Source organism: Lysinibacillus sp. GW823-FHT06C08 (assembly GCF_058795135.1).
Genome location: NZ_JBXAHN010000008.1, coordinates 94,183 through 107,460 on the forward strand (window position 1 = coordinate 94,183; position 13,278 = coordinate 107,460).

The 13,278-nt window shown below is 32.4% G+C and carries 11 protein-coding genes and 1 pseudogene; 7 read left to right on the forward strand and 5 right to left on the reverse strand.

The features are described from left to right. Nucleotides 1-149 precede the first annotated feature (149 nt). Nucleotides 150-563: a hypothetical protein gene (locus tag AC1Q6O_RS17615; RefSeq protein ID WP_258954750.1), complete on the reverse strand. Its 414-nt coding sequence runs from the start codon at nucleotides 561-563 to the stop codon at nucleotides 150-152. A 763-nt stretch (nucleotides 564-1,326) separates the two neighbouring features. Between AC1Q6O_RS17615 and AC1Q6O_RS17620 the strand changes: the two genes are divergently transcribed. Then, on the forward strand, nucleotides 1,327-1,875 hold the full coding sequence (locus AC1Q6O_RS17620; protein ID WP_171364987.1) for a hypothetical protein: 549 nt from the start codon (nucleotides 1,327-1,329) through the stop codon (nucleotides 1,873-1,875). Between the two features lie 223 nt (nucleotides 1,876-2,098). Further along, nucleotides 2,099-2,785: a YetF domain-containing protein gene (locus AC1Q6O_RS17625; RefSeq protein WP_090002723.1), complete on the forward strand. Its 687-nt coding sequence runs from the start codon at nucleotides 2,099-2,101 to the stop codon at nucleotides 2,783-2,785. A gap of 253 nt (nucleotides 2,786-3,038) precedes the next feature. On the opposite strand, the gene AC1Q6O_RS17630 is transcribed toward AC1Q6O_RS17625, so the two are convergent. Then, a complete protein-coding gene (locus AC1Q6O_RS17630) occupies nucleotides 3,039-3,428 on the reverse strand; it encodes a spore coat protein (protein WP_089987010.1) in 390 nt (129 codons plus the stop codon). 1,070 nt (nucleotides 3,429-4,498) lie between these two features. On the opposite strand from AC1Q6O_RS17630, the gene AC1Q6O_RS17635 reads away from it, so the two are divergent. Continuing rightward, complete coding sequence (locus AC1Q6O_RS17635; RefSeq protein ID WP_258954751.1) at nucleotides 4,499-4,729, forward strand: LuxR C-terminal-related transcriptional regulator; 231 nt, start codon at nucleotides 4,499-4,501, stop codon at nucleotides 4,727-4,729. A 232-nt stretch (nucleotides 4,730-4,961) separates the two neighbouring features. Here the strand turns inward: AC1Q6O_RS17635 and AC1Q6O_RS17640 are convergent, their stop codons facing one another. The 3 genes from AC1Q6O_RS17640 to AC1Q6O_RS17650 all read right to left on the reverse strand — a co-directional run bounded on the left by AC1Q6O_RS17640 (nucleotide 4,962) and on the right by AC1Q6O_RS17650 (nucleotide 9,104). Continuing rightward, nucleotides 4,962-5,990 (reverse strand): alpha/beta fold hydrolase, encoded by a 1,029-nt coding sequence (locus AC1Q6O_RS17640; protein ID WP_492401853.1) that lies wholly within the window; start codon nucleotides 5,988-5,990, stop codon nucleotides 4,962-4,964. Between the two features lie 892 nt (nucleotides 5,991-6,882). Further along, nucleotides 6,883-8,100: a type I restriction endonuclease gene (locus AC1Q6O_RS17645; protein WP_239354710.1), complete on the reverse strand. Its 1,218-nt coding sequence runs from the start codon at nucleotides 8,098-8,100 to the stop codon at nucleotides 6,883-6,885. A 359-nt stretch (nucleotides 8,101-8,459) separates the two neighbouring features. After that, entirely contained in the window at nucleotides 8,460-9,104 is a 645-nt protein-coding gene (locus AC1Q6O_RS17650) for an SHOCT domain-containing protein (RefSeq protein WP_089987011.1), read from the reverse strand. Nucleotides 9,105-10,115: 1,011 nt separating this feature from the next. Here AC1Q6O_RS17650 and AC1Q6O_RS17655 point away from each other — a divergent pair. The 4 genes and pseudogenes from AC1Q6O_RS17655 to AC1Q6O_RS17670 all read left to right on the forward strand — a co-directional run. Beyond that, nucleotides 10,116-10,226 (forward strand): annotated as a pseudogene (locus AC1Q6O_RS17655) (hypothetical protein); the annotation flags it as partial. A gap of 252 nt (nucleotides 10,227-10,478) precedes the next feature. Then, nucleotides 10,479-11,699 carry a stalk domain-containing protein gene (locus tag AC1Q6O_RS17660; RefSeq protein WP_164908716.1) on the forward strand — a complete coding sequence of 407 codons (1,221 nt, stop codon included), beginning with the start codon at nucleotides 10,479-10,481 and terminating at the stop codon, nucleotides 11,697-11,699. A gap of 565 nt (nucleotides 11,700-12,264) precedes the next feature. Then, the gene (locus AC1Q6O_RS17665) at nucleotides 12,265-12,552 is read left to right on the forward strand and encodes a hypothetical protein (protein WP_492401856.1); all 288 of its coding nucleotides are present in this window, start codon (nucleotides 12,265-12,267) and stop codon (nucleotides 12,550-12,552) included. A gap of 1 nt (nucleotide 12,553) precedes the next feature. Next, nucleotides 12,554-13,276, forward strand: a complete 723-nt coding sequence (locus AC1Q6O_RS17670) for a hypothetical protein (RefSeq protein WP_239354706.1) — start codon at nucleotides 12,554-12,556, stop codon at nucleotides 13,274-13,276. Nucleotides 13,277-13,278 lie beyond the last annotated feature (2 nt).

Sequence of the window (13,278 nt, forward strand, 5' to 3'; positions counted from 1 at the left end):
CTGAGCAGACCATTATGGTTTTGCTCTTTTTTTGTAGAAAGAAAAGGGAAAAAGAATGAGTAAATATCTTTTTATTAAATAATTGCGCCCGATTGTTGAAATCAAGTCGGTGATTTGTCTTTTGCATGTTAAAGTAAAGCACCTGTTCGTTAAACAATTACTGTATTATCTTTCTTCTTTAATGTCCCTATCCAAATATCTCCTTTGTCGAGACTATATTGCAGGAAACCCCCAAATTCATTTTCAAATTTTATGGTTTCATAGGCTTTTCCCTTAATTTTTGACATTTCTTTTTCAGTTAAACCTCCTTCTTCTAACCATTCATTCAATTCGTTTTCATCGTAATAATCAGTCTCAATGTGCAAATCCCATTGGAATTCTTCTAACTTATCCCTCAAGGAATGAAATTTATTGAAAGGGAATTCCTTGTTTTCTTCCCTTATTTTGAAGGCTTTATTATAGCAATCAAAACAATCTCTATATGCAACGACTATCTGTGAATTGATAAAATTAGGGTCATAAAGCCAGATTTTTAAATAAAATGCTTCATTTTCATCCATCATTTTTTGATGCCACTCCAAGTAAACTTCAATCATTGCATCAAGTAAAAGTTGATTATACCAATTGGGAGGGTTTTTTCGTACCCATGCATAAAAGGGATGAATCCATAATTTTTCGTATTCTCTATGGTAATTCCTTAAATAGTGAATATCTAAATTTATTGCGTTTTGCTTCCATCTTTCAATTTTTCTCTTCTGTCTTTTCCAACCTCGTATTTTCTTCTTTTTTGAGTAATAGAACAGTTGTACACTTCCTTTGGTAGCTTATATAACTCAATAATACTTTAACTTCTTGTTGAACTAAAACCTGCTTCTTTAGTTTAATTGAAAATCTTAACAGTTTCTTTCCTCCATAACGATTCCTTTAAATGTGTTACTCAAGAAAATGGCCTGATTGTAGAATAAGAAAAGATCCTGCATATCAAATTGATTACTTGTTTTTTATAGCATTCTTAATTAATGAAATTCTGAGGAATACATTCACGAACACCAGAATTTCTCAATGAGTTAAATAAAAATGATTAATAGAAATATTCTTAAGAGTCGGTTTCAGTATGACTACTAAAGAAAGATACGTTGAATATATGATTTTACTATTTATTAACGAATGGTCATTTTGAATGAAACGTCGAAGGAATCTAACTGATTTGTACACAGATACTAGTGATCGATGAAAAGTGTTTTTTATATTAATAAATGTTTTTTTGTAATAGTTATAGTGAAATCCCTTCATATTCTGTATATTTGTGTATGAGGAGGAGATTTAATGGCTAGAAAATGGGTGTTACCATTACTTTTATTACTAGGTGCTTTAATGGCTGCATGTAGTGAGGATCAAAAAAAAGCTGGGGACGTGGAAGTAACCATTCCCGCTTTATTTTTCGAAGGACAGGACATTGATTCTGTTATTTCTAAGGCAAAAAATAGTGGGATTAAAGAAATCATTAAAAATGATGATGGTTCTTTAACTTATAAAATGGCTAAACCAGAGCACGAAGAAATGATGAAAGGCTTAAAAGAAGGTATTTTAGCAAATGTAGACGAGATTAAAGCTAGTGATGATTTCAAATCAGTCAAAGATATTACATATAACAAATCCTTTTCAGAATTCACTGTATCTGTAAACAAAAAAGAGTTTGAAAGTAGTCTTGATACAATGGCATCAGTCGGGCTTGCTTTAACGGGTATGTACTATCAATTATTTAATGGTGCAGACGTGGAGAATTACAAAGTGACAGTAATTTTTAATGACGAATCAAGTGGAGAAGTGATTAATACCATGGTTTATCCAGATGTTTTAAACGAGAAGAAATAATGAAAGTACACCTGCATAAATGTTCTTTCATATTGTTGACGAAAGCCGTTGAGAAGTTCATTCTCGATGGCTTTTGTCATTTAAAATTTATTTGATCGTCGTACAAAATGCAAATTCTCAAAAATTTAGCATAAGAAGATGTTTCATGTCCATTCTAATAGTCAACAGAGATTTAAGGAGTTGAATAAAGTATGGACCATTTTTTTCATTAAATTTTTGGGAAATGACACTTAGAACCATATTATCCTTTTTAGCACTACTGATATTGGCCAGAATCCTTGGGAAGAAACAACTTGGTCAACTAACTTTTTTTCATTATATAACAGGGATTTCCATTGGTTCTATTGCATCTCAAATCGCTGCAGTCGCCGAAACACCCTTTTTAGATGGACTAATATCGTTAATATGGTGGTGTTTTTTAACATTTATAATAACCATCATTACATTAAAATCTAAAAAAGCACGTGTACTCTTTGATGATAAACCGACTATTGTCATTCAAAATGGTCTAATTTTAGAATCTGCTTTAAAGAAAAACCGTTTGCATATGGACGAACTAACAATGATGTTAAGGGAGCAAGCTGTTTTTTCTGTACAAGACATACAATTTGCAATACTTGAAACAGATGGCAAGCTTAGTGTTTTACACAAAACACCAGTTCAATCAGCTACAAAGCAAGATGTTAAAGCAGACGTTACACCTCCAATATATTTGCCAACAGAGGTCATCTCAGATGGTCAACTTATTGTCGAAAATTTAGTGGAACTTGAATTAACAAAAGACTGGCTTAATAAGAAGTTGAAAAAGCAAAATGTCCAGAACATAAAAGATGTGTATTTTGCACAAGTTCAAACAAATGGATCATTATATATCAGTCTTAAAGAAAAAAATAATCAATCAATTCCTTAACATTCTGTATCACTGTATGTATTCACTCTATACCAACAGTTAAAAGTCATATCCTAACATTGAAAATGATCGTTTGAGGTGTGTTCGCCTGAGGATATAAAGAAGATTTTAGTATGCATTACACGTGATAGTTCTAGTCATAGAGCATGTATAGATTTAAAGTATTGAGCCATCTCTAAAAAGAAGAGATGGCTTAAGGTTTTTTTGAGTGAGCAAAATCAAAGAAAAATGTTACTGAATGTTGGATTTTTTATTAATTAATGAAGTCTTGTGGAACACATTCACGAACGCCAGAATTTCTTAATGAGTTAAATAAAGCTGCGCTGATTCTTAAAATAACATTGTTATCAGTACCATTTTCTAAATCATAGATGACAAAGTATGAATTATCGACTGTAAAAATACATTTTCGTTCTAATGTAAATCCAGGTGGTACAGGAGGAAGATTAAAACGTGGTACAACTACAGGTGTATCTCCTTCATCTCTGATAAAATTGAAAGTTTGTTGGTCAATCTCATAGATATTAACTGGATCAATCTCCACACCTTGATCTGGAATTGTAATTTCATCTTCAACTAATAGGAAAAAGCGTTCATTTCTAAAGTTGAAAAGACTTCTCGCTCCAATTTCAAATGATGCCATTTTATATTCACCTCCTTTTCTAATTAATATTTTATTCATATCGAATACAGATGATTGGACAATTAGTAAGGTGGAGTGAAGATATAGTAAAAATTATTACTTCAATACTTATAATTAGCCATGTTGTATCTGGACCGAAGTCAATTCTATAGGGCACTTTTGAGTAAAGAAACTAAAAAAGGTCACTTGGGATATAAGTGACCATTAGTAAAAAGATTCGGATGTGTAAGGCTAAATTAGCTTCACATTACTATTAATATGTCAAGATAGCTGTATATTTATAGTGAATTGCCGTGAAATAAATTTAAAAATAAAAAAAGCTGTAGCATCACACGCTACAGTAAACTAATGAACAATATGAGTAAAGAAACTAAAAAAGGGTCACTGAGTGTGAGTGACCCTAAGTAACAATTCAGGAGGTTCTTGTTAAACTTGTTTAGCTTAACACTACTATTTATATGCTTAAATAATATGGGTTTTATAGTTAATTGCCTTTGGAATAGAAAAAGAGCGGTTAAAATATACCTCTAAAAAACTCATAAAATCCCATATTGATTGGGATAGCCTAAATAAAGAATCCTAGCAGGGCAATTGGACCAAGTAAAAAATTATAAAACTTCTTAGGCAAAATATTTCCCAATAGAATTTTATAAATTACTGCACATCCTATCATTACAACAGGTAGCAATAACATCGGTGGAATGAAATATAGCAGATATCTACCAAGTGATAATCCTGTAAACATGTCCATTTATTTACCTTATTATGTATTTCGTGTAAATTATAACATGAAAAAGCCGCAGCGTTTGCATACGCTACAGCTCGAATTGGTATATGCCCTTTGAATAATGGCTTAGTCATTAGCATTATAACACAACTTAGGAGGGCAAACCTATGTTAAAAAAAGAACAATAACGATTACACCAGATGCATTAGATTCAATGATTACAGAATACATGGTTAACGCCATCAAAGAAATGTGATCAGAAATGGTTATAGGGGCAAAAACGGCATAGTATGGTATTGAGGCTACACTACCAAAGGCAGCAGGTGGCGTAGGCGATCCGATTATGCAAGAGGCTATTAGACGTTCGAAAAATATAAAGCATGTTGCAGAGTATGAGAAGAAGCTATTAGAGGTACAAATGCTTATTGAACGAGTTACTGGCGACAGAGAGGTTCAAGTACTGAATTGGATGTTAGACGGCGATTCGCAACGTTGGATAGGCCAACATATGGCTTTATCAGCAACGAGTATTAAACGAATTAAGGATAACATTGTAAAACAGATGATTGCTTGATTTGGGGCCATGTGCTCCATGAAAGATTTTGTACAGGCGGGTGAAGTAACGGAAACCATTGAAACTTGGTCATTTACGATGAACTACTAAGCAAATGAAATTGTCATTAATATAATTATTGGAGGAAAAATAATCCAATTAAGAGTGTGTGAATAATAAATAGGCATATATGAAAGAAATGCTACAGCACACATGCAAGAAAGCTTGTACATGGTGCCGTAGCATGGAAAAATTATCTACTGTCTTGCTTTACTTCTTCAATAAATACCCTGAGGTTTTCAGCGATTTCTTTTGATTGAGTATGGTGTAAATAATGTGTTCCTTCAAATGTCATCACTTTTCCATGTATAGAATCTTTTACTTGCTCTTCATGTAGTGTTGACCATCCTTCAATCGCTGCACTATTCGGTTGTAAAAAGAAAATAACAGGCAGGTTTTTTGGGAATGTTAAATTTTCAGCTGCTTTAAAATTAGGAGATCTATTTTCTATTTCATTCACAATAGTTGGATTTCTAAAGTTTTTGTAAGAAAGAATTCTCATTTGTTCTTTTGTTTCATCATCAACTGGTAGTGCAGCATATGGGTCAGCACTTAGTTTCATTATCAATCTGCCTAGACCTGATTCTTTGAGTAGTGTAATTACAGAATTAGGTATCGGAGATTCAACAACCTTATCACCATATTGCCTTGGAACACTGCTATCGATCCCGGCAAATGCACTCACTTCGTTTTCATATTTATTCACATAATCTAGTGCGTAAATGCCCGAAATGGAGTGACCCATTAGAATATAGCGGTCAATTTTAAGAATCTGTAAGGCTTCGTGGATTTCACTTACAATATTTTCTGTGCTCCGTTCTTTTTCGGTTATATCACTTAATCCATAACCGAAAGGCTCAATCACTACAACTTTGTAAAATGGCGATAACTCTTCTACTAGCGGCTTAAAATCAAGTGCTGGTGTTCCTGTTCCCAAACCTGGCAGTAGCACGACTGTTTCTGCGCCTTGTCCTTCAATCAAAACATTCATATTTTTCCCATCTACTGTTACAGACTGACCATAAGGTTTTATTTTTGCTGCTTCTAATTTGCTACTGATCTTATCAATCACAAAAACAATGGCTATAAAAACGACAATTATTATAACTATTGCTGTTAAAATTTTAAGTAAAATGATAAGTAATTTTTTCATCTTATTAGCTGGTTTTTTTTCTGTTGTTGTGTCCAATTCCATTTTTTCACCTCTCGTATTTTCACGCATTTCGTCTCCTATCGTTTTGGGCTACCTTTAAGTGCCCTAAGGAAAGCCTAACCGACGAAGATGAACTCACAGTGACGACAAAATGAACTGAGTATGAACAAGTGAAAGATATTGTGTAGTAACTTTTTTGGTAAAAGTTACCGAAATTAAAACGGTGAGGAAGATTTAATTTTATCTAAATAGAAATTATTGTAAGTCGTGAAAAAGGGAATGAATAAATGCACAGAAGGTGACATAAAAAAAATATTAATTTTTCCTTCTATATAAAATGGTAGCTGTCCAAAACTGGGGCACTTTTTTTAGAAAAATCTACATGTACATCAGAAAGTGTCCCAATTAAATACACTTAGTTAGATAGGTAGTACATAAAATTATTTGCCTTGAATTCCTGGTACTCACGAAATAGGGGATACATATGAAATTGATCGCCTGAATGAAATAGGGCATGTGAAAGCTCATGTCAAAAATTTTGCCATTGTTGCTGTGGCGATTGGTTTTTATTAAGGAAAATATAATATCGACCATCAATAAATAAGGCTTGACTCTTATCTGACCAATAAAAAATTTCAAGCCCATTCTAAAGGCTATTTCTTCAAAATTCAGTAGGACAGGGTCCATAATGCCCAAACGAGTGTAAAACTGTTGGACATAGTCTTCAAGGTGAGTATAGTGGAAGTGAATCAACCTCTAATAAGAAATTAAGAACGTAAGTTTTGTTTGAGAGTACAATAAAACCCCACTTTTGGGAAGTGGGGTTACTTGGAGATTAATGCTTGAATAAAAGGTATTTGGTAATTGTTGCAATTAAAGTCTCTTGGTTGTTGGCGAAAGCCTTGAACTCAGCATCGACTTTTTTCAGGTTGTCATATAGGAATTCGACTACTTGATGTTTCTAAAAAAACTTCTCTGTGTCTTCAATTTTAGAAATAAGGTTAGGAATGTCTCTAAATGATAGGTTGTTTAGACAACTTTTCAAGAAGTACGTAGTCTCATTATTATTTTTATTAAACCGGGAACCTAATCGGGCGTTAATGAAACCAGTCTCTTTAAGAATAGGGTTTTCATCCAAAAATTTTGCTATTTCGTTTGATTTAACTGTATATAGTTTTATATCTTCCTTTTGATTAACATACTGACCAACTAAATACCCCACAATTGTAGGACCCTGTGTTACAACCGAAGAAATAAAGAAATCACTTAATGGATTACCTTTTTCAACTGAGTATTCTTCAGATGTTAACTTTAGTAATTTTATGTAAGAGTCTGGATTGGGTAATACAATCGTTACTCCCTCAAACTCTTCAAATTTCCCTAGTGAGTCAATTTCATCCTGAGTGAAGTAAACTTTTTTCTCTTCTTTTGTAACATCTTCTATGCTAGTAACAGCAATCTCTTGAGAAGATCGTGATGTATCTATATTAAATTTTTCACTAATTACTTCAGATATTGCCTCTTGAATACTCTTCACTATTAAAGGGCGAGAGGTGTTAATAAACTGTTGAGTTACCTTAAATTTAAACCGTTCTTTAATAACAAATTTGATAAAATCATCATTTGGGGATTCAAAAATTTCTTTTATTACAGATTTAAATGATTGAAAATATATTAACGATTCAGCGAGGATTTTTACTGTTTCTTGATCATATAAATTTTTAGAAAACTTAATCAGATTTTCAAAATCCTCTTCATTATGATTTATAATATTGAAGATAAAAAAGGGCTTAGAATCCATTATATTTGAGTTATTTAAATCAGTAAAAAAGTGATACTCAATTCCATTTGTTAGGATACCTAATTTCACACTAGGGAATGTGCTGAAATATCTACTTAATTGTGGGGCGCTTTTATTAATTTTCATATTGATCGATTTTGCCTCAATAAAAATTCGAGGTTGCCCATTGATTGAAATAGCATAGTCCACTTTTTCATTTTTTTTATGAAAATCAGCTGTGAATTCTGGAGTGACTTCTTGGGGGCTATAGGTATCGTAACCTAACCCTTTAAGCAATGGTAAAACAAGAAATTGTTTTGTAGATTCTTCGTTTTTAATTAGTTCACTATTTTCTGAAATCACGTTGTTTAATAATTCTATAGTTTCTTTTAGATTCATTTGAACACTCTCTCCCTTTGTGTTGAAATAATACAAGTCGCAAACTTCGGAATAAAAATTTCTCATTGGATTAAATCCATTTTTTATATCAGTAGTCAATAATTTTTGCGTAAATATACCTATAATGATGACAAAAAAATAATATAACATAATTAAGTAATTTTCCCAATAAGGGTGCTATAACAGGACATGTTTATGTCATGTCCTGTTAATAGAATGTTCAATTAGCTTTTAAAGCTCAGCTTTATCTTTCAATATCTCTCACAACTTACCTAGCTCTCAAATATTTTTAATAATTTTACTAAATATTTGTAAATGAAATGGAGTATTGATTATTATCTTCCACATGCCATATTGAATTAGCCTAAAATTTTTTTCTTTTCTTCTAAAAATTCTTCTTCAGTTAAAATCCCTTTATCTCGTAAATTCGCAATTTTTTCTAAGTCACTATATGGATCTGCTGAGGTTGATAATTTCTTTTTATCATTAGTCATACGAGGGTTATCTTTGCTATCTTGCATTTGTTTTTGCACAACATCTATAAACTTGTTTAAACGATCATCATTTAAAATATCATCAAATGTTGCACGTAAAGCAGGAGTGAGGATTGTCAATTCTTTTTGAGCAATGCCATCAGAGGCAAGTAAAACTCCTTCCATATATTTATAGTTAAATGGTGTATATAATTGGAGATTACCAATTTTTGTAACAAAAACCACTCGCATATTTGTTGCTATCAAAAGACCTTTTTTTTCTAAATTTCCAAAATCGTATTCAGCTGGTAAAGAGGAGAGTACAATTTCATTGGCCAATTGCACAGTGTTTTCGAAATAATCGATTGCTGGCTTATAAAAGGTGTACTTCATCCCTCTATATAAACTAGTCCCCACATATTTCTCTCGCTGTTGGATATCCTCTTGTTTTGTACGTTCTTTTGCATCTATAACAGCTTGTCTTTCTGGAGTATTTTCAAATGTCCCCATTATTTTTTTGAAAAAGCTCATTTTGTCACCTCGTATTTATTTTCCTGAAATGATTAGGTAAAAGAATAGTATATAAACATAAATAAGTAAATTTCCCAATAGTGGTGCTATTAAAAGACATGTTTATAACATGTCCTTTTCATAGTTATTATTATGTTACTTTTAGTTTTAATTATAAATCGATTATTTGTTTCTCTCCAAATAACGATTACAATTCCCCTTTATCCTTCAAAATTCCCACAGCTTACGTAGTTTTTCTAAGTCCTCTTCTTTGATTTCAGTAACTCCTTGTACCATTTTTCAAGAGTAGGATTGTTTGCGAAAGCCTGGAACTCTGCTTCGTCATTTTCGGTTTGGGTTTCGTCTGTAGAATTTGGTTCTAGGTAACCAGCCTTAACTATTAACTCTTTATAGTCCTAATTGTATGCTTTTGATAAAAGTTTCAGTGTTTCATGGGTAGGGTTTACATGTTTTCCTGAACGTCTATTAAATCCTTTTTCGATAGTGTCTAAGTATGTATGACTAATACCAATACGTTTACTGGCGTTTCGTAAAGACTCACTACCTCTTAATTCATTCAGTAATTCACCTAGTGTGTTGTTTTCATGTAATCACCACCTGTAATACATACTTTACAATACTTTAAATAATTTATGTATTTAATTTAACTAAAATAAATGTTAATCATTGTTGACAATTAAGTAAACCTTGTATTACACCAAGTGCACAGTAGGTGTTATTCTTGGTTAACAAACTAAGGGATATAAGGATGAAAACAGGGATGTCAGTTTCAGAACTGGCTCGAAGTTAGCATTACAGATTGCTCAAACTTTAAATAAGGATGCAAAAGATATTTTTTTGGTGATTTTGTTATACATAGTTTACAAAGAGGCGTTATTTAAAATTACCTTCTAACAATTCAAAATCCACAAACAATATGAGGGGAGTGCCGTAAAAAGAAGTCATCTATACAGGTGAATTATTTGGGGTAGAATGGAAAATCAAAGTAGATAACATCATTATGATCGTGGATTTTTCAGCGATTTAAAGAGTACCCAAGAGCTTAGTAAACGATACTGGAGTGAGGAATATAATACTTGGGTTTCATTTGTACATGCCTTTCAATGCTGTGGCAGCTACTAACGACTTCGCTACAGCCAAATACAAGGGCGTACAAGGTAACAATATCACGTTTGTCATTCAGGCTAATGTACCCTATCAATGGCTGATAAAGTATGTGTCATCGGGTCACTGTAAGTCAAAATTGAAGATGACAAAAAGCAGGGACGCGAAGTGAAACGTGGATCTCGAAAAGTTAAAAATTAGATAATTATGCTAGATAGCTATAGAGTAATCTCTTCTTATTATGTATATTTGTGTATAAGGAGGGGTATTATGAAAAGAATTTTAATACTTATATTCACTGTAGTTATAACACTGAATATATCTACTACAGCTTTCGCAATCGACGTATTTTACCAAAATAAAAAAGTGGAAATGGACGTGCAACCAAAAGTTGTTAATGGTAGTACATTAGTTCCGATACGTGCTATCAATACCGCTTTAAAAGGCGAAACAAAATGGAATCAATCAAAACAACAGGTGGAAATTGTTAAAGATGGCCATAAAATAATTTTAGAAATTGGGAAAAATAGTGCATTAGTTGATGCTAAGGTTGTAAACTTAATCACGCCTGCACAAGTAATATCGAATCGTACTTATGTGCCTTTACGCTTTATATCTGAATATTTTGGGCACGATGTTATATGGGATAGTGCCACCCAGAGCATTTTAATCGATACAGATATAGCTATAATTGACAAACAAGCAAACATTTCAACTCATTTTGATACTATCATAGATATAAATAGTATTGATTTCGGAAAAATTTATGAAGTCAATGGAACAGGAAAATATTCTGATTATAAAAAGTTAATTGGTTATCCATATGAAAATCATTATTCTATTTACTATACTGGAAACTCTTCTTCTTATAGTGTTACCTATGAAGATTTAAAGCCGAAAGATTTGAAAGAGAAAATCAGTTGGATATACGATGGGAAAACTTATACTCATACAAGAAGTCAACTATATAGTTTTTTCTCAGATATTACTACGCTAGAGCGTTTGTTGGGGCAGAATGACGGTATAATAAATCAAAATTGGTTAGCAAAAACATTCGGTGAAACATACCAGGATTGGTTTACCCAAGGTTTATATTCACAAGAAGCCACTAGAATAGTTGATAGATATCTAGAAGTTAAAGAAGGTATTAATATTATGGATAGAGATCCATTTAATGATATAGATTTAGAAAACATAGAACCCAATGAATGGATTTCATTGAAAGAGTTTCATATGAATTCAGAGGGAATGGATTTCTCTGCACATGCAAAACGAGTAGGGGATAAAACCGTTTTAATAATGGCTTTCTCAATAATTAGCCCTCTTACTGGCACTGTTGAAAAAGTAATATACGAAGTTCCAGATATGCCCATAGATTATCTGGATAATGAAAAAGATATTGAAACTACTTTTAACGGAATACGATTTAAAATTTTTAATGGAGATACTTACATTAATCGAGAAGATTTAAAAAATAAAGGCATTTTATAATTTGCAACTCAAGAACACCAAAACAGTGATTTTATGGTGTTCTTTTTATTTATGCCAAAAAAAGGTGAGATCATGGCAACAATTCACACTGCGATACTAATTGAAGATCGTTTGAGTCAACCTATTAGGGCTATGCACAAAAGCTTGCATTAGCTGAATCAGCAGAGGCATAACAACAAGAAAAAATAGAAAATTAATTAGCTATTGCAGAATTGGCGGAATTAATAGCAACTAAAGAGGTAATATAATGAATGTTGTGGCGGGAGGCTGTACAAACATTATTCGATAACGAAAACAAGTAGTCGTAGCATTATGCATTAATCTAAACCATTAACATTTTTGAAGAACTATTAACATTCATCAGTATATTTTCATAGATTTATTTATATAATTAGTAGTGGGGAAATAAGTACTATATTTACTGCTGACGGATCGCCGTATGCGATGAAAGTCGCCCGTGCGGTGAAGGCTCGTTATAAAACATAGAGACAGAGAAGGATAAGGCGAGAATAGCAATGTAGCTCCACAAATAACAAGTATTTATATCTATAAGGATATTAACAATTTGTACACTAAGGCAGAAATAAAGTTTTCACAGCCTGTTCAAGATTCGACTGTAGTGGCAGGGGAATTTCAATTTGGAGATATTTCAAGCCAATATTTTATGGGTTCTTCATTTAATACTATACGCCCAAACCTACCATCTACACCAGAACAAATAAATGATGAGTTTATTACTGTAGAGTTTACACCAAAAACTACAGTGGCTACAGTAAAATACACTAAGGGATCCTTAAAAGGTGTAAATGGTGTAGAGGTTGAATCACAATCTGTGACACCAGTGGTAGAATAAGGTGAAATATCAACAGAATATTGAACAAGAATGGTTAATTGGTGAACAAGAAAATTCATTAAATATTGTCGTTACTACTAAAGTAGGTAGTTCACACCTAGTAGAACTGTTAGCTCATTTTGCAGCTGAATATGGAACAAGTAATAAGGATATCTATGTCCAAGTATCTGAAGTGCAATTTTCTAAAGACAATGAGGTAACTGCAGGTAAATGGAAGAAGGAAATATCCCAGCATGTTTTTATACTGGATGCTTTGAAAACCAAAGACCTGCCAATCTTTAGTCGCAATCATTTAAAAGAAGGATTTACTGTTCATTCAATTCAAGAGTTAACACCACAAGAGGTTGATTTTATTCGAAAAGGTGAAAATGTTTGGTTTCCAACTAGATACCATCCACTTTGTTATGAAACAATAGCAGATAATAGCTTGATTTTACGCCGACATAATGAGTTAATAGGCTGGTGTGTTGTGTTACCATCTACCAATCAATTGCTGATGTATGATAATCTTTTTGTTAAAGAAAGATATCAATCATTGGGAAGAAGCTTATCATTGTTTTGGCACGCTATATCGATACAATTAAAGAGAACACAAATGAAGTATCTTACATTTGTAGTAGATGGAGAAAATGAAAAGATGTTAAAAGTCTTGCAAAATAAAGTTCATGTTCCACTAGTTGACCATCAAAAAGTGACTGTGTTTAAATTAATGAAGACTGTTTAATA

Bases quoted from the DNA above. Each gene is read 5' to 3' on its own strand.
- AC1Q6O_RS17615 (WP_258954750.1), bottom strand. From the start codon at position 563: ATGATGGATGAAAATGAAGCATTTTATTTAAAAATCTGGCTTTATGAC.
- AC1Q6O_RS17620 (WP_171364987.1), top strand. From the start codon at position 1,327: ATGGCTAGAAAATGGGTGTTACCATTACTTTTATTACTAGGTGCTTTA.
- AC1Q6O_RS17625 (WP_090002723.1), top strand. From the start codon at position 2,099: ATGACACTTAGAACCATATTATCCTTTTTAGCACTACTGATATTGGCC.
- AC1Q6O_RS17630 (WP_089987010.1), bottom strand. From the start codon at position 3,428: ATGGCATCATTTGAAATTGGAGCGAGAAGTCTTTTCAACTTTAGAAAT.
- AC1Q6O_RS17635 (WP_258954751.1), top strand. From the start codon at position 4,499: ATGCAAGAGGCTATTAGACGTTCGAAAAATATAAAGCATGTTGCAGAG.
- AC1Q6O_RS17640 (WP_492401853.1), bottom strand. From the start codon at position 5,990: ATGCGTGAAAATACGAGAGGTGAAAAAATGGAATTGGACACAACAACA.
- AC1Q6O_RS17645 (WP_239354710.1), bottom strand. From the start codon at position 8,100: ATGAATCTAAAAGAAACTATAGAATTATTAAACAACGTGATTTCAGAA.
- AC1Q6O_RS17650 (WP_089987011.1), bottom strand. From the start codon at position 9,104: ATGAGCTTTTTCAAAAAAATAATGGGGACATTTGAAAATACTCCAGAA.
- AC1Q6O_RS17660 (WP_164908716.1), top strand. From the start codon at position 10,479: ATGAAAAGAATTTTAATACTTATATTCACTGTAGTTATAACACTGAAT.